We start from the raw sequence: 20,311 nt of genomic DNA on the forward strand, positions 1-20,311 counted from the left end.
CTAAAGCCTCGTGTAGATGAGCAAGCGCTGTGCAGGGGTTCCCCCCGTTGAGGCGACTGACGTGCGGTTTATAACCGCCGATTTAACCGCTCAAAATTGTTTGTAAACAAGGTTTTATTAGGTGAGGAATGAACTGTGAAACAGCTTCACGGTAATAGTTTTATATTAGGTACTGCCGCTTTTGTATTTTTGGCGGCTCAACCAGTTTGGGCACAAATTAGTCAAGTTACTAATGTACAGTTAAATCCAGTTAATGGTGGAATTAGCGTTGCTTTGAAAACTTCTTCAGGGTCGCGCCCCCAAGTTTTCACTACAAAAAGAGGCAAGGCTTTAGTCGCAGATATTATTAATACTCAATTACGATTACCACAAGGTAAGAGTTTTCGTCAAGATAGCCCAGCACCAGGAATTGCCTCTGTTGAGGTTAATCAGCTTGATGCCAATAGCATCCGAGTGACGGTAATGGGTAGCAACAATACGCCTAGTAGTCAACCTGTGGTGCGATCGCCAAATGGAATTATACTCAGCTTTAGCCCATCCGCAGGCACTATAGCATCAGCACCAACGCCAACAGCACCAACATCCACAGCACCGCCTGCTACTACCCCAGCCCAACTTGGTCAAAAGCCAGGTGTTCTCGTTCCTAACCCGGAAATCACCATTGACGGACAACCTGCACAAGCTCCTGTTCCAGGTCAATCTGTAAGTCAGGCTCCACCTTTCTTACCTAGAGCCGTCGCCCCACCAGTGGGAGATATTGCTATTTCCGCTACCGATGCTTCTCCTAGCGCCATTGACTTAGGAACTCAGGAACGTGTACCTCGTCTAGTGTTGCGAGATGCGCCGGTGCGTGAGGTTTTGTCACTGCTTGCCCGTGCGGCTAATCTCAACCTGGCTTATGTGGGAGGTGAGCAAGCTGCTCCAGGAGGTCAGGCAACTTCTCAAACAATCTCCCTAGATATAGAAAATGAGCCAGTGCAAGATGTGTTTAACTACGTCTTGCGCTTGAGTGGTTTAGAGGCTAACCGCAGTAATCGCACAATTTTTGTTGGGCCTAAACTACCTAATTCCACCCGTGACATGATTATGCGTAGCCTGCGACTCAATCAGGTAACGGTGGGAACCGCCTTGAACTTTTTGGTCGGTTTGGGGGCAGAAAGTGCAGTCAGCCGCGAACGGCAAGTTACCAGCGTTAATGCCATACCCGTGGGTACTGGAGCTGCTCCTATTACCCAAACTCAGACGACCACAGAAACCAGAGTTGAAACTCAACGCGTTAGTTTTACAGACTCTAGCCCATTACTGAGAGGTTTACAGGCATTAGGAGATGAGCGCACTAATTCTCTAACCTTAATTGGCCCTCCCCGGCTAGTTGAGATGGCGATGGCTCAACTAACTCAGCTTGACATCCGCCGTCGTCAAGTGGTAGTCAACGTCAAGATTATCGATGTTAACCTCTTGAACACCCAGGATTACAACACTAGTTTTTCTTTTGGGGTCGGTAACAACTATTTTACCAATGATGGCGGTGCAGCATCTTTAAATTTTGGCGGTTCGAGACCAGCCACTAGAGCTGAAGCATCAACCAGTGTGACTAGTACACCGGTCGTCCAGAATCCCATTACGGGAACGCCTTTCCTTGACCCCAACACAGGCGTAGCTATTCCAGGAACTACTCCAGGTACGGTAGTAGTAAACGCAAACGGCAACATCACTAGAGTTGCAAACCCAGGAAGTGGCACTTTCTATCAACCTCTTGCGCCTACTGGCAACCCCCTACAACCAGGTTTCTCTACTATCACCCCAGCAACCGATAACATCATTACAAGGAATGCCGACGGCACATCGAGTACCGTACAAGGTGCTCTTGGTACAGCTACTACAGCTTTGCCAAGTTTATTCCAGTTTCCTAAACGTCTTCTCGCTAGCTTGCAGGCTCAAGTGCAAAATGGTAACGCCAAGATTTTGACAGACCCGACCTTAATTGTGCAAGAAGGTCAAACCGCTAATGTCAACCTGACTCAGGAAGTGGTAGGCAATATTAAAAGGGAAATCGTTCGCGACACAAATCTTGCTACAGAAACGATTTCAGCAGAAAAAGACCGAGTAGGTTTAACTCTAGCTGTCAAAATTGAGCGGATTGACGATAACGGTTTCGTCTCTCTATCGGTAGCTCCCGTTGTCAAAGCACCCCAAGCTCCAGCTACTATCAATGTTGGAGGAGGTGGTAGCCAACAAATATTCTTAGTATCTGAGCGATCTCTTAATTCTGGCTTGATTCGCCTGCGGGATGGTCAAACATTAATTCTCTCAGGCATCATTCAAGATGCAGACCGGACAACTGTTTCCAAAATTCCCATCTTGGGTGATCTTCCACTAATTGGTTCGCTGTTTAGAAGTACAAACAGACAGAATCAGCGCAATGAGGTGATTGTATTGCTCACACCTCAAATCATGGATGACTCTGAAAACTCCTCCTACGGCTATAATTACACCCCCAGCCCAGAAGTGCGGCAAATCCTTGAGCGTCGAGGCTTGAAGCTTCCTAGCAGGTAACAAAGATAATGGGTAGGTGAGTCACCTCTGGCTTAAATCCTCGAACCTCTCCCTGCCTTGAACTAAAGTTCAAGTCTGTCCCTCTCCGAGTCGGAGAGGGACGGTTTTGCGTAGTAAAAGCTCTTAGAGGTTATTTGCAGCGCGACGCACAGACTTTCCTCGATTGACTGCATGAATATCTGGATTGATGCTCAACTACCTCCAACTTTGGCAGTTTGGCTAAACAGCACCTTTGGAGTCAGTGCTACAGCTTTAAAAAACTTGGGCTTGCGAGATGCTCAAGATATAGAAATCTTTGCTTGTGCGCCTGGGGCTTTCGCAGTGATTATGACGAAAAATAGTGATTTTGTTGATTTGGCTTGTCGGTTAGGGACACCTCCACAAATCCTTTGGATAACTTGTGGCAACGTCACAAATCGTAACCTCCGGCAGATTCTTACGGCTACATTTCCAGATGCTTTAAGCTAATATTCGTATTTTGATATTAAGGCAGGACGAGATATTTAGCGAACTTATGACTATTTTTGAGAAAAATTGCTTAATTTCAGCAATAACTCTTCAAGATCAGTAATTAATCCTAACAAACACTAACCATCTCCCACCTCCCCACTCCCCTGTTTTCTTGGCGATGCCTGCGGCGGGCTGCGCCCACGCGGTTTTTAATAAGTATTTTTTCCTAGTTTTGGGGTGGTTTTTAGGGAAACAAGTACCCTAAAATGACAAAACATCCTGAAATCTATATAAATTAATGGTTTCATCTATCCACATCAGGCTACAACACCTTAGAATGATTCATTGAAAAGTCGAGCCGATGGGATGTACAGCCGTTTTGAGTAAAAATACTCCCAAAGGATGATTTTTGTATTTTCGCGAACAAAGATTTCAGTACAGATGTGTCAAGGTACATCCGTAAAGAATCTCAAGTAAACCTTCAGGAGTTTGACATGAACAAAGGTGAATTAGTTGATGCCGTAGCTGAAAAGGCTAGTGTTACCAAGAAACAAGCGGATGCAGTCTTAACTGCCGCTTTGGAAACGATTATTGAAGCAGTTTCCTCTGGTGATAAGGTAACATTGGTAGGATTTGGCTCATTTGAATCACGGGAACGTAAAGCCCGCGAAGGTCGCAACCCGAAAACAAATGAAAAGATGGAAATTCCAGCAACCAGGGTTCCTGCTTTCTCGGCAGGAAAACTGTTTAGAGAAAAGGTAGCACCCCCAAAAGTATAGGCTCTATCTTAGGAAACCCTTTTTTAATGCGGCAACCTGCACACGGGGGAAATTTAGCCTGGGCAGCAGCACTGGCTGGTTGTCCCCCTAATGCTATTCTGGATTTTTCTGCTAGCATTAGCCCGTTGGGGCCTCCAAACAGCGCGATCGCTGCAATCCAGTCCCAAATTGGTAATCTTAAGCACTATCCAGACCCAAATTATAGTGAACTGAGACTAGCTCTCAGTCACTTCCATCAATTGCCGCCTGAGTGGATTCTGCCGGGTAACGGCTCCGCAGAATTACTCACTTTGATCGGTAGGGAATTAGCTCAATTAGCCGCGACAACTTTAATAACTCCAGCCTTTGGCGACTACTACCGAACCCTGAGGGCGTATAACGCTAAAGTCCTGGAGTGTCATTTGTCATTGGTGAGCCAGTGCGGTCTTGGGGGTTTCCCCCATGAGCAACTGCGAACCCGAAGGGTCATTAATCATTGGTCACTTGTACTGAGCGAAGCCGAAGTATTGGTCATTGACAAAGTACAAAGGACAAAGGACAAAGGACTATTGCTGAATAACCCCCACAACCCAACCGGAAAGCTATTTTCACGGGACTCTATTTTGCCCTACCTAGAGCAATTTGCTTTGGTCGTGGTGGATGAAGCATTTATGGATTTTGTGCCACCCAATGAGGAACAAAGCCTGATTCCGGTGGTGCAGGAATATGCAAATTTAGTAATATTGCGATCGCTGACCAAATTTTACAGTCTCCCAGGACTGCGATTAGGATATGCGATCGCACACCCCGACTGCCTAGCTAAATGGCAGCTATGGCGTGACCCTTGGCCCGTAAACACGCTAGCGGCGGCGGCGGCAATTGCGGCACTCCAGGATACGGAGTTTCAGCAGCAAACCTGGGCATGGCTACCACCTGCACGAAACCAACTCTTTCAGGGTTTAGCTGAAATCCCAGGATTGCAACCCCAAGCAAGTGCTGCTAACTTTTTACTGGTTGAGTCCCAAGAATCTACTTCGCACTTACAGCAACAATTACTCAAGTATCACCAGATTTTAATCCGCGATTGCCTTAGCTTTAAAGAACTAGGCGATCGCTTTTTCCGGGTTGCTGTACGTGAAGAGTCCGATAACCAACGCTTACTAACAGCCCTAAAAGAGAGTTAGGAGTTATAAGTTAGGAGTTATAAGTTATAAGTTATGAGTTTATCGCGAGCAATCGTTTGTATGCAATACACTCTGACCTCACTTCCATTCCTCTCTCCTAAAAGGAGGAGCCACTGCGCCCTTGCGCTCTGCCGACTTGTTCGCTCTTAGCCTTCCCGCTCTTTAGCACGTGACGTCAGAGGTTTTGAATCTTGCTCCCCTTCCCTTGCTCTTAAGGGGCTGGGGGTTAGGTCTGTATTAAACTCAACTTAGAAGCTCTATAAGAAGGATTTTCATTCCTAACTTCTAACTGTTAACTCCTAACTTCTAACTCTTAACTCCTAACTTCTAACTCTTAACTCTAAACTCACGTGACCGTTGACTACGATGTCGTAATTATTGGCGGCAGTCTTGCTGGATACTACGCTGCCCTTGCTGCAACCCAACTACGTGCTACAGTTGCCCTGGTGGAACCTAAAGTAGACTATGGGTTTACTCATCACCATGCTCTTACCGAAATTGCTAAATTGGCGCAGAAGTTGAATGATGCCGCTAGTTTTGGTATTCATGCTACACACACTGATACCTCAGAAGAATGCCACATATCTATGGCATGGCAAGAAGCGATGCTATATGCTCAATGCGTCGCCTCAAATCTTAAAGAACAGCATTCTTCAGCCATCCTCGCTGCGCGGGGAGTCGATGTTATCGTTGGCAGTGGTCAATTTCAATCTTCACCCCAACTAGCTTTTGCTGTTAACAATCGCCTACTACACGCCCGTACCTATTTGCTGGCTAGTGGTTCGTGTTCAGAAATTCCGAAGATTGACGGATTGCAAGCTACCGGCTACCTAACCCTTTCTAATATTTGGCAATCCTTACAAGGAGCGACATTACCCAATTTTTGGGTAATTATCGGCGGAATTCCCCAAAGCATTGAAATCGCTCAAACTTTAGCCCGGTTTGGTTGTAGTGTGACGCTGGTAGTCAAGCATCCCTATGTTCTACCCCATCTTGACCCTGAGATAGCCATATTGCTTCAGGCGCAGTTGGAAGTCGAAGGGGTGCGCGTCCTCACCGAAAAACCAGTAACTCAAGTGAAGCTAATTGAGGATAAAAAGTGGATTCAAGCAGGGGACAAGGCCATTGAAACTGATGAAATTTTAGTGGCAACTGGACAACAACCGAATCTTGAATCCCTAAATTTGGCAACGGTAGGTGTGAAATGGCATCGGCGTAGTTTAGTGGTGAATGATAAACTGCAAACCACTAACCACCGCATTTACGCTTGTGGTGATGTAATTGGTGGTTACGATTTTGCCAATCTTGCTAATTATGAAGCAAAAATTGCCCTGAACAATGCACTCTTTTTCCCCAAGTTACGAGTAAATTATCGCTCCATTCCTTGGGCAATCTTTTCTGTACCGATGCTGGCGCAAGTAGGTTTGACAGAGGCACAGGCAAAACGCCTATTTAGTCGAGATGAAATTTTAGTTTTGCGACAGTATTTTAAAACAGTGGCAGCAGCCCAACTTCGGGACGAAACCACTGGTATGTGTAAATTAATTGTGCTACGCAACGGCGAAATTTTGGGAGCTTCGATATTGGGGGCAGAAGCTGGAGAATTAATTAATTTGGTTGCTTTGGCAATGTCACAAAAGATTAAAGTCAAAGATTTAGCAAATCTATTTTCCGTCTATCCTAGTTTCTCAGAAATTCTGGAAGAAACTGCAAGAGAGTGGAGTAAGCAAAAGTTAAATAGCAATATTGCTTTGCAAGAGTTTCTGGAAGGCTTCTTCCATTTCCGTCGCAATTGGAATTTGTGAATGGGGAGTCAGAGCTATTTCATTCTCATCTAGCCCACCTCAGAATTTATTCTGAGGCTAATAGCACTCATTCGTCTAAAGACGACTAGAAAGGCTTTTAGTCCACTAAGCGTGGACTTGGGCTATCGGGACTTAGACATTTTTGCCATTAATAACGCTCGTTGTTTGTATAATTACTCTGTCTAAAGTTGTTTTTACTAAATAAATCTGATTACTTCGTTATCTATAGCTCTAATTTGGGCAGTATAAGAAAGCAAGCATGAACTAACTTTACTATTGAAAATCTCATGAATGCTTTTCATACCAATTTGATAGAACTAGTTAATCGACATGATGGGAAAAAGACTGCTCACAGCGTTCTTAAGTTTTTATCACGGCATTTGTTCTTAATGCTCGTTTTGCTGTGGACACCCTTAATACTAATGCAGACTTGGAATATACAGCATTCTTGTTTTCCTTTAGTAAATTGGGGAGAAAATCGCTGCCCAATTGAAGGAGTAACTGTTAGTCCTAGAGAGTTAAAGCTAAAAATAGGAAAGTTATCGCAACTTAAAACTGATGTTCGAGTCACAAATCAACTTAAAAATGCAAGGGTAGTAGATCGAGGAGTACGATGGATTTCAAGTAATGAAAAAGTTGCAACAGTTAATGCTCAAGGTCAAATTCTTGCAGTTGCTCCTGGCATAGCGAAGATTACAGCAATTTCTAATAAAGACAAAACTAAAAATGATACTGTTGACTTTTTGGTAGAAGGTATTACCAATATCGAAATTCAACCTAAAAGTCTTGCACTTGAGGTAGGACAAGCTCGAACATTAATATCCAAGGTTAATGGCTTTGGCAAATTTGATACTGGGGTTAATTGGTCATCAGCTAACAAAGAGATTGCAACTGTTGATAACAGTGGTTTAGTTAAAGGTATTGCACAAGGTGAAACTACTATTCAGGCTGTTTCCGAACAAGATACTCAAAAAAGTGTAAGTACTAAACTGAAAGTTTCTCATAATGTCATTATTGAGCAAGTCATTATTAATAGTAATGAGCCTATTAATGATTTGAGAGCGGGAGAAATTAAAACAATAACAGCAATAGTGAAAGGTTTAGGAAGTGATAGTGAGGATATTACTTGGTCTTCTAGCAATTCAGATATAGCAATTATTCTTGGGCAGGGACACACAGCTCAATTAGAGGCAATATCAAATGGTAGAGTAACAATTACAGCAACATCTACCCAAGATAATAGTAAAAAAGCACTGATTCAGTTAGAGGTTTTGCCAGCCATCGTTAATTACATTGCTGTATATCCTAAACAACTTGAGCTTGATATTAACAATATAGCTAAATTGTGTTCCACGATTAAAGGTATAGGCTCAATTGATAAAAGTGTATATTGGTCTTCTAGTAATGACCAAATTGCAACTGTTAATAGTGAGGGTTTGGTAACTGCAAAATCTAAAGGTGAAGTACAAATTATTGCCACTTCAAAACAAAACTCTGACCAAAGCGCAAGTACTAAGCTCAAAATTCCTAGAGGAATAGATTGGCTTGCTATTAGTACTGGTTCAATTGTTACTGCTGGAGCAACATTAGTGGGTGTACCCTTACCAGCCGCTATAGCTTTAGGTTCAGCAACAGCTACAGGTATACATAACTGGCAAGCAGTAGATCCATTTTTATGCCGTTAGGAATTACTGCTAAATTTGCTTTTGACTTTAGGAAATTTATTTCATTTTAGGTACAATTATGAACTCCCCAAACAATTCAAATCAAAACTCTCAATCAAGTTCTTTTATCTCACCAGATTTAATCAGAATTATTGTAATACTAGCTTTTGCATCTGGCATTTTATATTTGATTAGCTCTCATTCTGATTGCTGGTTTAGTATTTCGTGCCAACCTGATATTCATAAAGCTGGATACGAACTTTCAACAGTCTTTGTTGGATTTTTAACAACTATTTCTCTGACAGCAGTCTTTGGTACTCCTTTAGCCCCAGCAGCAGTTGTAGGTGTACTTGCTTGGTTTGCTCTTAGATTTTGGCTTTAAAAAATTTTCAGGGTAATACTTATGAATCTCGTTGAATTTAAGAATGTTACTAAGTCTTTTGGTGAAGGTGGGCAGCAACGTAAAATTTTAAATAATGTTAACCTGGCTATCCAAGCGGGTGAATTTATTATCCTCAAAGGTGAGATGGGAGCGGGTAAAACAACTTTAATTGACCTGATATTAGGCTTACAAATGCCTGAATCAGGTACAATTAAGGTTTTTGGTTACTCTCCTGAACAGCCAGAATCTAGGCTTAAGCTCGGTTTAATGTTACAAAAAACTAGAGCACCAGAAAGTTTAAAAATTGAGGAAACTATCAATCTTGTTCGTAGCTTCTATTTAAAATCATATTCTGTACAAGAATTGCTAACGAGAAGTAAATTAGAGCATAAACGCTATAGTTGGGCTTCTTCTGACAAGTTAAGTGGAGGAGAAGAAAGATCACTTTATTTTGCACTAGCAATTGCAGGGAATCCTGAATTATTAATTTTAGATGAGCCAACTACAGGTCTAGATCCTCAAGCACGGGCTAGAGTTCTACAGCAAATCCGAGATTTTTCAATTGAAGGAAAAACTATTTTGCTAGTTAGCCATATCGAATCAGATGCAGATGCAATATCTGATTTAGCCACTCGAACTTTGACACTTATTAATGGACAAATTCAAGAAGTTCGTACTAAAAACTTTGAACAAATTCAACAGTCATTCTTAGAGGCTACAGGTAATCACTCTCATCCTGGAAACCCAGTTGTAAAGGCAGGGTATTTGTTGTCTATGTTGCTTGGGCAGACAAAGGTAGAGTTATTAAAATTAATTCGACAGCCTATATTTTTGCTAAGTATGTTGGTACTATATGGCGTTATAGCATTTTTACCAAAAAATGATCCGAATGCTATATCTTATATGACAGGTCTTGCAACTCTTAACCTATTTATAGTTGCAATTCAAACACTTAGCATACAAATTGCAAATGAGCGTAAACAAGGCTGGCTTAAACTGCTCATGATTACTCCATTACCAGCTTGGATATATCTAGCCTCGAAAGTTATTATCGCTTTTATTATTTCTACTGTAGGCATAAGCCTAATGTTTAGCTTGGGAATATTCAAAATTGGTATTAGTCAAGCTTTTTTAGACTGGGTAATATTATTCTTCAGTCTAATTGTAGGAATTGTTCCTTTTGCCATTTTTGGTTTTTTCATTGGTTATATAATGGAGGCAAATATTATTTCTTTAACCAGTGCATTTATTATTGGTTTGGCTATATTTAGTTCCGGTACTATATCATTACCTGGAATGCCAGAGTGGTTGCAGAATTTAATCCCCTTCTCGCCGTTTTACCACTACGCTCAAATTCTAATTTGGGCAGAACATCTACAGGCATCTGAATTTTACAATACTTATTTAAGTATACATCTAGAATGGTTTGTCTGGACTACGTGTATTGCTAGCTTTTTAGCAATCTGGGCATATCAGCGCAATCGTGCAATCAGTTAACGTGATTATGCTTAAGCTTTGTAGCAAAAATATTATTAGTGGGATAGGTTCAAACGTTGAGCCTTTGAACTCAGAAGTTGAGCCTCTGAACTCGGAAGTTGCTTAAAAGCCCTGCATCACAACCCATACCACTCCCGCCGCTATTAGAGGCACGCTGAGGTTATCTGTACCGTGGGGTGAGATTGCCTCTGCTAGGGTTGCAAAAGTAGCAGTTACCACTGCCGTCAATAAGGCCCATCCGAAACCTAAAGGTCTTGCTAGGGGACTCAGCGACGAACCAGGTAGCAACAACAGCACCAAGAAAATCACCACTGTACTCGCTACAAACATTGCTGCCGAACCCTCCCAGGAACGCACAGAATTTCCCACTTGGTACTTATGCTGCCCGAAGCGTCTACCGATTAATGCTGCTAGTGCATCCCCCCAGGTCATCGCCATTATCCCAGCTACAGCGATTGGGGCGCTATCTACTGGCCCATCTGGTCGCCACAATAGCCCGAAAAGCAGCGTCACTGAGATAGCGAAATAAACCGTACCAGGTGAGCTATCCTGGGTATCCATTGCGCCGATGATTCGGTAGCGGTAAAACAGGTAGTTGAGTCCGATAAAAGTAGCAAAGGGTATAATTCCGATTTCCCAGTGGTTAAACAGCAGCAGGACGCCAAAAGCCCACATCCCTGCACCAATATGGATCACTTTGCGGGTCAAATCTGGCTTCACAGCAAACAGCCTACGCAGTCCCTCGCCAATAACGAGCAGACTAGTCGCGTAAATATAAGAAACTACCAGCCCGATCAAATCATTGTTTGTCATTTGTTAGCAGTTAAAAATTATTATTCTCCCCTGCCCCTCTGCTCCCCTGCTTCTTCATTTGGGTCGATCGCTATTTCGTCTCAGGTTCTTTTCTACTAACGATACACTGCCAATACCTTGAAGAATACCACGACCGATTAAACCTAAACCCCTACCAACTATTTGAGTCAGGATGAAGACTATACCGCTACCTACAAAAGCTAATAGTGATTTTAAACGCGGTGCGATCGCATCACTAAATTCTAGCAGCAAGGTCACTACTAAAGGAATATTAGAAAGTTTTGCTAACTCCTGATTTCGAGGAGCATAAACTGAAGTAGTGGCAATACCACGAGGCGCAATTACAAATAGTTCGTAGCGACTTTCAAAAACTGCTTTTGGCTCATTTATATAATTCCTTAACTGATATTTCCACGACAAATCATTTCTAAATCGTTCAATTTCTCTTGTGGAAATCAATTTACGTCCATAAAATTTTTCCTTAATCGCTTCTACATCTGCTAAAGAATTTAGTAATGGTTGCACTACGCCATTCGCTACTTGAATCAACAAGTTCTCTACAATCATTAACGCTTGGGATTTTGCTTCAGGACTCACTACTGGATAAGAGGCATTATCAATGTTCAATTCTGTTTGAAATAGCAGATAACAATACAACTCGAAAACTAGGGGAATTTTATTGAGAATATCTCTTTGCACTACTTCAATATTTTGCAATAATAAATTAACAATTTCTATATTTTTATTTCCTAATCTTATCCGAGAAAATTTTCCGAAAAAGTCTGTAGTTGCTGCTTGCCATAAATCGCGTAATAGGGGAATTTTTACTTCATATAATTGATTTATCTCAATTTGAGAAGCACGCAGTTCATCCAACTGTTGAGCCAGTTTTTGGAGGATAAGATAAAGTAATTCCCGTTTTTTATCTTCACGAAATATGTCAATTTCTAAAGGGACATCTGTAACATTTAGTAAAGGAAATTGAAGTTTGGTAACGCAAGATGCAAACAAGGCAGATTGTAGTGTTCCCGGACTAAGTAAAGGTGACACAGTTTGCCTTTGTTGAATAGCACTACTTAATAAAGGGGTGAGAAGTAGCTGATCAGCAACCAGGATATCCGCCTCTTGCCTTTCTTGTGCTGAAACCAACAACCTATCTAGCAACCAACGAGTCGCTAGCAGTTCTCGCCGCTGTCCAACTAGAATTGCTCGATCTAGCGCTGGTAGTCCGGGAACTTGTAATTGTGCTGTTACTGTGGCTAGGGTAGCGTCAATGTAACCAATTCCTGACAAACGTAAATTATTTCGCAGTCTAGAGAAAGGGAGAGGAGAGTAGTTAGGAGTTAGGAGTGAGGAGTTAGGAGTGAGGAGTGAGTAGTTAGGAGTTAGGAGTGAGGAGTTAGGAGTTATTATTGCTTCGGTGTCCTGGAACCAATAGTCACCACCATCTGCAAGTTCTTGCATAGCGGTGACTAACTCAGGGAGTGGTGTGCCTTTGGGGCAGTAGCCATTAATACCAACAGATTTCGCAGCCAATAGCAGTCCTTGTTCTTGAATAGAACTGAGGAGCAAAATTGGTAGGTTAGGATATAAGGCTCTGAGTTGCCGACAGAATTGTAAACCTAGCTGTTGACTAGTGGTGGAGCGACCATTACCAAATTCTAAAACCACCAAATTTACCTGGTTAGGGTCTTTTTGGGCAATTTCTGCTAAAATCTGCAAGGCAGCGGTGTCAGTTTCTACTACTGCGATCGCTTCCAGGTTAGGAATTGTTTCCAGAGCTACCCGTAATCCTAGACGAAAAATTGGGTCTTGGTCGATTAACAATAATTTTAGAGGGCGATCGCTCATAGTCTGCTCAATTACACAAGCATTGTTTTTTACCAATCAGAAAACAGCTTTGATACAAAACTTTGTCTCCCCCATTGTTACCTGTTTTCGCAAACTGATAAATCGATCATAATTGCCATAGGCAGCCTTCACTGTGTAATTAAATGAACCTGAGTATTCGGCACTGGCTGGCAGAACGCTATATCGCAATCAATCAAATCAGAGGATTTTCAGCAGGGCAATTGGCAGGTATGGCCTTCCGTATTGTTCAGGATATGGAAGTCAAAAGCCTGATGCCTTTTGATATCTGTACTTTGGTAGAGGTCTTAGAACTGCCCTTAGGTATTGTTTGGGAAGAAATCAGTATTATTTCCCAGTTGACAGAAAACCTGTTGCGTAGCCTCAGCCAAAAAAAACCATTAAAACGTAACGAAGGCACATGGCTAGCGTTTCAAATTGGCTATCTCCAGGCTTTGCAAGCAATTCTAGAACAGGAAGCTAGCCTGCAAAGACCGTGGCTAGACCGGGCAAGTATACCCATCCAACCACATATACTTAAAGAGGAAGTGGGTAAACTCACTCTCCAAGATCCGCAACTGCAAGGATTGCTGAAAACTCTCAGCCCAGGTAAATTGACTGACACTCAAGCTGAACAAGCACTGTCTTTAGTTGCAGATTCATTACTGGTGCAACAAATAAATAACGCTGCTATAGCTTGGTTTGTTGCCAATGGTGCAGAGGAACTTGAAGCTAAACTCTTAACACAGCGTTTGGTCAACTCACTTCCTGGTCACTTACTGGTAGTCGTTACCGAGAATGCTGCACCTTTAGCCCAACTGCAAAAATTTTTTCGTTTAGGGATTTCATTATCTCCCGGTTTGCTCACCTCAGACGTTGGTTCTACAGTCGGTGAGAAAATTGATTTGCACCGAGAACATTATCGTGCAAGTTTGATTCAAAACCTGAGTATGCCTTTGCTGATGGAATCCTTTGCTCTCAAGGATATCTATGTGCCGCAAAAAGGCTTACCAATAGAGGAAAATATTTCTGAACAAGATAAAAAAGCTGTTAAACCAGTTGATTTAAAGACATGGGCGCAGCAACAGCTAACTGATTTAGAAACGATCGCTCTCATTGAGTCGGAACCTGGTTATGGAAAAACTAGTTTTTGCCAACTTTGGGCAGCACAGGTAGCAGAGGAATTTTACCCTACTTGGATGCCTATAGTAATTAGGTTGCGAGATGTAAAATATGGTAAAACTTTCACCGAAACTCTGAATTCTGCTTTTCCTGTTAATCTTTCAACTTGGTTAGAGCAAGAAAATCTCCCTTGTCTGTTGCTGCTGGATGGTCTGGATGAACTGCCCCCTTATGCCTTGGGCATAAGGGCCCAAGCAATTTTTATTCAGCAATTACTGAACTTTCAATCTCAGCACCGACACAAATTTTTCTTAACGAGTCGGTCAACGACCTTACAGGAAATCGCCCCAGAAGTATCGCTATTATTGAGGCGAATTATAATTCAGCCGTTGGATGTGGAGGAACTCAAACAATGGTTTCAGCAGTGGGCAAAAGTGCAATCGTTGCCCATCGCTCAAAATTTCTTTACATTATTAAAACAGGCAGGCTTATTTGCCAGCCAATCTAAGTTTCCAGGATTATCTGTCCTTGTCCGTCAACCCCTAATGCTGCATTTGTTAGGAATTTTGCACCGCGACGGACTGCTAGATGATCAACTATTGCAGTTAGCTGCTAATACCGAAAATTCTTCTCTGTTATGGGAAATTTATCATCGCTTGAGTCGATGGTTGTTGGGCTATCCGCTAATTGGTGGGATCAAGACGATGCTATTACGCTCAGGATCGGCTCATATCCACCGAACTCCAGAAGCGATCGCTAATTTACTCGCTGGTCGTCATCCCCAAGATTTACTTGAGCAGATGCAAGCGATCGCTCTCAAAATTTTACACTCGCAACGTCATCAAATTAATTGGGCTGAAGAATTTAATCCTTTGCCAGGGTTTTACTTTCAAATTGGGGATTTAGAAAGCTCAGGCAAAGGGGCAGCAAAAACTAGTTTAATTGAGTTTTCTCATGTCAAGTTAGGAGAATTTCTTTGTGCAGAAGCTATTGCTGCCCAACTTAAATTTATGACTCAGTACCAAGATGAGGCTTATGGTACACTCACTTTTATGCTTGATTCTCGCAGTAGCGTAGCCCAGCATATTTACAATTTATTAGGTTACGGAATACTTAGCCAAGAAATTGAAGAACTAGCGATCGCAATTTTGCGGCGGGAGCAAAAGCACAAATTTTCCTTTGAAGTTTTGTTTCAACGTCTTTTGTCTTTGTGGCATCCTTACTGTCAAGGTCGTTGGTTAGATGAGGGAATAGCCCACAAAGCTTTGACTCATTTTCAGACACTGCAAAACCCTGTGAATGTTGAACAGGTGAATGCTGCGGTGGGACTGAATGTGTTTTTATTGCTTTGTGCTTGCTACCGAGAAACAAAACTTCCTTTTTGGCCTTGTGGGAATCCAGTTAATTTGACAGAATTCAATCCAGAGGCGCTGAGTGCGCTAATTGCTAGAACAACGGTTTTGCACAAAAGTGCCTTCGCAACCCGAATCAAGTCTCTGGCTGGACTCAACTTATCGGCAGCCTCTTTGTTGCAAGTGATGTTAACTGGGGTAAATCTTGAGCAAATAAACTTATCCAATGCGGAGTTAATGGAGGCGAATTTAGCTGGAGCAAACTTGCAACAGGCGAACCTCGCAGGCGCAAACCTGCAACAGGCTAATCTTACAGGCGCAAACCTGCAACAGGCTAATCTTATGGCGACAAATCTTAATTCAGCGAATCTCACCAACGCCTGCTTATTTGATGCCATCCTCGCTGAGGCTGACAAAAAATTGGCTGCTGATAATGGTGCTTTGTTCTCCAAAGAATCGTTTCAAAGACTGAAACATTTGCGTAGTTTACCGCCGCAGGCATCGCAGCAACCCTTCTTAAACACCGTAAAAAATACGGAAAACACAGATGTTAATTGGAACAAGATCCCTGCAAGCGGACTAATTGAAAGCTGCGAAGGCACAATTTTACCAATAGATTTATATGACGATGATGACGATGATGACGAGACAGTTTTTGGCAATAACTCCATTGATGATAGTAATGGTTATTAGATTTTATTGCCTAGTAAAGCTAGAATCCAGATTTCTAACTCTTAACTCCTAACTCCTCACTCCTAACTTTTATCACTCTTCTTGCGGGTTGCGGTAGCCAAAAAAGTTAATACTGTACTCAGTAATCCGCACTCCTGTTTGTTCTTCAATTTTGCGAAGAAAATCTTCTGGCAGTTCCACATGAACATCAAGAATTTGATTCGTATCTATACAGTTTATATGACTGTGAGAGTCACTGATATTGCCGTATAAACGACCATCACAGCGTTCAATACACTCAATGATGCTCTGACTAGATAATGCTTCTAAATTTTGATAAACAGAGGTATGACCGATTTCTTTACCTTGTTGGTTCAAGCGATCGTAAATCTCTCTAGCAGAAAGATGTTCATTTGCTTGCCAAAGTAATTCCAGAATAAAGCGACGCTGACGACTGACGCGCATACCCAGCATTTGACACCGCTCAAGCGCGTCTTCTAGGGAACGAATTGATTTTGTGGAAATTGTTTGTTTTTGCATATTACAGCTTGTTAACTGTTAAGGGAATTTTCCCATTTCAACGTTTTTTGGGTATTTAATATATGCAATGATATTGCACATCGCTCTTTTTCCTGCACTTGTGTTTTGGCTTTTGATGCTGCGGAAGTCGCAAGTTGCGATAATGATTTTTTGCTTGTTGACTGCTACTTTCTCAGACCTTCATCTAAAACAAACTCATTACAACTTTAACTTAAAATTGCTGTAAATGTCTACCTTGGGACAGGCGTTGCTTTTCCCAAATAGGCTGATTATAATCACATAGCATGTTAATGGTGTAGCAATTTTTCTTTAAATATAAGTAATTCTTGTAATAATAAAAGTAATATTTAAGTGTAGCCAAATCCGGTGTAGGTGAATTGCGTAGGTGTAGCCCGCCGCAGGTATCGCCAGCGGCTAATATAAAGGCTAGCAACTAGATGTATATTTGTTAGAACCAGTGAAAACTCAGCAAAAGTATCAAATAAGTTTGATCAGATCAGACTTGTATCGGTTGATCAATTATCAGCAAAAAAGCATCGGTAAATACTAATTGATTGGTGAATCAGACTTTGTGCTACTAAAGTAGGACTTACGCAATAACTCTCTGAAACCTTATTCCTTTGTGTCCTTTGCGTCCTTTGCGGTTCGTTTTTTCATGATTTTGCGTAAGTCCTGTAAAGGTTAATGTAGCGTCAATCCCTGAAAGCTGCTACTGTAGATTCTCGATCCTACAGTTGAGCATCAAAAAAGTGGCTGCTGAATCAATGACAATTGCGATCGCACTCAATAATGACTTCATTAACAATCTGGATCTGTCGCCTGCGTCAACGGTGATTGAACAACTGCTGCAAGATGGGGCCGCATCCCATGAACAGCGGCTACGCTTTGATCTCAATTACAATCTCGAACCTGGCGATCCACGGGAACTCTCAGAAATTCCAGAGGTGCGGCTGTGGTTTGTGCGCCTAGATGCCAAATACCCTTGGTTGCCATTTTTACTAGATTGGAAAGCTGGAGAGTTTGCTCGTTATGCCGCCATGCTTGTACCACATCAGTTCAGTTCCCAAGAAGGCATTCAGTACAATCCTGAAGCCTTAGAAATATTTTTGATGCACAAAATCTTTATTTTAGGTGATTGGCTCAAACAGCAGGGCATCCCCAGCCTCTCGCGGCTGAAGTCTATGGCTCAAATCCTGGGTTATGAATTAGATGATGCTTTTTTTGAAATATTTTAAATAGCTAAGGGGACAACAGCAAATATGCTGTTAATAGAAAACTGTTTGCTGTATAGGTAAAAACTAAGGCAATATTTTATACCAATTTCTCACAGCGCTTTCAGGAGTTCGCAAGATCATGAAAAGGCACTTTTGTAATCAAACAAGCTAAATAAAGTAAGGGTTTTGGAATGAAAAGTATATTTATTGGAACGTATATGGCAAGTTGGACATTTATTGCCTGCTTCTAATTAATACTATTTTGGATTTGGGATTTTAGATTGGGAAAGAGTTACTGGTAATCGCTTTGAAACCTTCATCTCTGACAATCATTTTTCAAATTGATATAAGTTAAGGTACTTCCAATTAAAAAATACAATTTTTTAGGGTGTATTAGTGATAGGGTAACGCACCGGAATAGCTCAATATGTCTAAAGAAAAACTAAGAGCCGTTCCCGATTTGTGACAACGGCTAAGTGATAAATTATGGAGCTTTTCATTTGTATGCAATATATTTTCACCTCTCTCCTGTAAAGAGAGAGGTTTTAAGGCTTATTCTCTGTTCTAGGTATCTCCGTTTGGGAAAACTGCTGGTTTAGCCACCCCAAATTTTTTCCAAAACTGCGTTTGGTGAAACATCCGCCGTTTTTCCCGTGGGGGATTCAATGGCCAGGAATTTCTCGTTTTTCGGCAACAACTTAGCTGGATCGCTGGGCCCAAATAGGGCAATGGTATAAGTTTGGACTGCAACACTCAGTTGTAGTGCCCCACTATCAGTAGACAACATCAAATTTGCCCCAGCAATTATGGCAGTTAACTTACCAATATCATCTGGGGCAGTCACCTTGATATCTGGAGAAGACTCCAGAAGCGATCGCACAAACTGCTGATCGTCAAGTCCCTTAATAACCACCACAGGCAGATCCGGCTGTTTATGTTGGAAGGCTTGAATAATTTGATGCCACTTTTCGACAGGGTAGATTTTATCCAGTTCTTTAGCCTGGGATAGCTGGCCAGAACCGCCATGAATCAAGATATAGCCTGTTTCATGCACCCCTAAGCGTTTTTGTTCCTTTTGTGCCCACTCAATATCTGATTTTGGCACATTTACTGCTAACTCTGGGACAGGGGTTTTTATACTCAATGGTTGCAGCAAATCGTGATATACTTCCGCCGCATACTGAGATGGTTTGAATGGCACAGCGTGGGTCAGAAAAACCGATCCTTTGCCTTGGTAGCCAATGCGTATGGGAATTCCCGTCAACCAGAGTAAAAGACCCACCAACCAATTTTGCTTAACAGCAATGGCAACATCGTATTCGCGATCGCGAATTGTGCCCACCAAGTTACCCCAATCTGCCAGACTGTTACGGTCTTTAAAATCAAAGTTCAGCACCTCGTGAACTGACTTGCTCACTCGGTAGGCAGCCTTTGACCGGGGTTCAACAACGACATCTATCTGAGCGTTAGGGTAATTGCGCTTCAGGTCATCTAGAGTCGGAAAGAAGAGAATTTGGTCGCCAATTCCGCCAGGTACAAGGGCTACTACTCGCATAATATTTATTGACGCTTACTCGCTCCCTATTTTAGGGGAAAATATATAGCTTAAAGATTGAGGAATTCTGTGTATTTACTAATTCCAGCTGCGGGAATCGGAAAAAGAATGGGGAGTAACCGCAATAAACTCCTGCTAGTAGTGCGATCGCAACCAATTATTGCTTGGACTCTATTAGCCGCAGAAGCCGCCAGTACAATCACTTGGATCGGGATTATTTCTCAACCTGCGGACTGGTCTGACTTGAAAGCAATTCTCACCAATTTGAAACTGACTAAACCAGTGGAATTAATTCAAGGTGGCTCCACCCGCCAAGAATCTGTTTACAATGGCTTGCAGGGGCTGCCAGTAGCCGCAGAACAAGTGTTGATTCATGATGGAGCCAGATGCCTGGCCACACCAGATTTATTTAACTCTTGTGCCGAGGCCATTCGCCACTGTCCCGGTTTAATTGCTGGTGTACCCGTCAAAGACACGATCAAAGTTGTCGATGAACAAGGCATAATTCAAAAAACACCCGACAGACGACAACTGTGGGCGGCACAAACTCCCCAAGGATTTGATGTAAAGTTGTTGAAACAGTGCCATGCTGAAGGTGTCCGTCAAGGTTGGGAAGTAACTGACGACGCCGCTTTATTTGAAAGATGCGGCCAGAAAGTGCGAATTGTCGAGGGAGAGGAGACAAATTTAAAAGTGACTACTCCACAAGATTTAGCGATCGCAGAATTTATTCTCACAAGTAGAGGCCTTTGAGGAAAATGAACAGGCTGTTCTTAAGCAGGGGGATAACCAATCCCCAATGCTAATCCCCCAATTTGAGACTGTCAAAAAATATTTTGACAATTTAGGATATAATGTCACACACTTATTGATTGTTAATTATCATCTGCTAATGACCA

The 20,311-nt window shown here is 42.2% G+C and carries 15 protein-coding genes; 11 read left to right on the forward strand and 4 right to left on the reverse strand.

Annotated elements, in window-relative coordinates; all coding sequences use genetic code 11:
* Positions 1–135 precede the first annotated feature (135 nt).
* From V7K85_RS32355 to V7K85_RS32390, 8 genes are all read left to right on the forward strand, one after another.
* Positions 136–2,556 (forward strand): AMIN domain-containing protein, encoded by a 2,421-nt coding sequence (locus tag V7K85_RS32355; protein ID WP_334820177.1) that lies wholly within the window; start codon positions 136–138, stop codon positions 2,554–2,556.
* Between the two features lie 171 nt (positions 2,557–2,727).
* Positions 2,728–3,024 carry a DUF5615 family PIN-like protein gene (locus tag V7K85_RS32360; RefSeq protein ID WP_334820179.1) on the forward strand — a complete coding sequence of 99 codons (297 nt, stop codon included), beginning with the start codon at positions 2,728–2,730 and terminating at the stop codon, positions 3,022–3,024.
* 476 nt (positions 3,025–3,500) lie between these two features.
* Positions 3,501–3,785, forward strand: coding sequence for an HU family DNA-binding protein (locus tag V7K85_RS32365; RefSeq protein WP_334820181.1), 285 nt, complete (start codon positions 3,501–3,503; stop codon positions 3,783–3,785).
* A 26-nt stretch (positions 3,786–3,811) separates the two neighbouring features.
* A complete protein-coding gene (gene cobD, locus V7K85_RS32370; RefSeq protein WP_334820183.1) occupies positions 3,812–4,948 on the forward strand; it encodes a threonine-phosphate decarboxylase CobD in 1,137 nt (378 codons plus the stop codon).
* 350 nt (positions 4,949–5,298) lie between these two features.
* The gene (locus V7K85_RS32375) at positions 5,299–6,753 is read left to right on the forward strand and encodes a dihydrolipoyl dehydrogenase family protein (protein ID WP_334820185.1); all 1,455 of its coding nucleotides are present in this window, start codon (positions 5,299–5,301) and stop codon (positions 6,751–6,753) included.
* Between the two features lie 422 nt (positions 6,754–7,175).
* Positions 7,176–8,438 (forward strand): Ig-like domain-containing protein, encoded by a 1,263-nt coding sequence (locus V7K85_RS32380; protein ID WP_334820187.1) that lies wholly within the window; start codon positions 7,176–7,178, stop codon positions 8,436–8,438.
* 58 nt (positions 8,439–8,496) lie between these two features.
* A complete protein-coding gene (locus V7K85_RS32385; RefSeq protein WP_334820189.1) occupies positions 8,497–8,799 on the forward strand; it encodes a hypothetical protein in 303 nt (100 codons plus the stop codon).
* Positions 8,800–8,820: 21 nt separating this feature from the next.
* Positions 8,821–10,296: an ABC transporter ATP-binding protein/permease gene (locus V7K85_RS32390; protein WP_334820191.1), complete on the forward strand. Its 1,476-nt coding sequence runs from the start codon at positions 8,821–8,823 to the stop codon at positions 10,294–10,296.
* Positions 10,297–10,398: 102 nt separating this feature from the next.
* On the opposite strand, the gene V7K85_RS32395 is transcribed toward V7K85_RS32390, so the two are convergent.
* On the reverse strand, positions 10,399–11,109 hold the full coding sequence (locus tag V7K85_RS32395) for a diacylglycerol/polyprenol kinase family protein (protein ID WP_334820193.1): 711 nt from the start codon (positions 11,107–11,109) through the stop codon (positions 10,399–10,401).
* A gap of 54 nt (positions 11,110–11,163) precedes the next feature.
* Complete coding sequence (locus V7K85_RS32400) at positions 11,164–12,960, reverse strand: DUF3685 domain-containing protein (protein ID WP_334820238.1); 1,797 nt, start codon at positions 12,958–12,960, stop codon at positions 11,164–11,166.
* A gap of 143 nt (positions 12,961–13,103) precedes the next feature.
* Here V7K85_RS32400 and V7K85_RS32405 point away from each other — a divergent pair, with 143 nt between their 5' ends.
* The gene (locus V7K85_RS32405) at positions 13,104–16,124 is read left to right on the forward strand and encodes a pentapeptide repeat-containing protein (RefSeq protein ID WP_334820195.1); all 3,021 of its coding nucleotides are present in this window, start codon (positions 13,104–13,106) and stop codon (positions 16,122–16,124) included.
* Positions 16,125–16,196: 72 nt separating this feature from the next.
* On the opposite strand, the gene V7K85_RS32410 is transcribed toward V7K85_RS32405, so the two are convergent.
* Entirely contained in the window at positions 16,197–16,643 is a 447-nt protein-coding gene (locus tag V7K85_RS32410; protein ID WP_334820197.1) for a Fur family transcriptional regulator, read from the reverse strand.
* 764 nt (positions 16,644–17,407) lie between these two features.
* Here V7K85_RS32410 and V7K85_RS32415 point away from each other — a divergent pair.
* A complete protein-coding gene (locus tag V7K85_RS32415) occupies positions 17,408–17,878 on the forward strand; it encodes a CRR6 family NdhI maturation factor (RefSeq protein ID WP_334820239.1) in 471 nt (156 codons plus the stop codon).
* Positions 17,879–18,452: 574 nt separating this feature from the next.
* On the opposite strand, the gene V7K85_RS32420 is transcribed toward V7K85_RS32415, so the two are convergent.
* Positions 18,453–19,412, reverse strand: a complete 960-nt coding sequence (locus V7K85_RS32420) for a glycosyltransferase family 9 protein (RefSeq protein WP_334820199.1) — start codon at positions 19,410–19,412, stop codon at positions 18,453–18,455.
* 69 nt (positions 19,413–19,481) lie between these two features.
* Here V7K85_RS32420 and ispD point away from each other — a divergent pair, with 69 nt between their 5' ends.
* On the forward strand, positions 19,482–20,165 hold the full coding sequence (gene ispD, locus V7K85_RS32425) for a 2-C-methyl-D-erythritol 4-phosphate cytidylyltransferase (protein ID WP_334820200.1): 684 nt from the start codon (positions 19,482–19,484) through the stop codon (positions 20,163–20,165).
* Positions 20,166–20,311: the final 146 nt, after the last annotated feature.

Source organism: Nostoc sp. (genome assembly GCF_036917615.1).
Lineage (GTDB): Bacteria > Cyanobacteriota > Cyanobacteriia > Cyanobacteriales > Nostocaceae > Nostoc.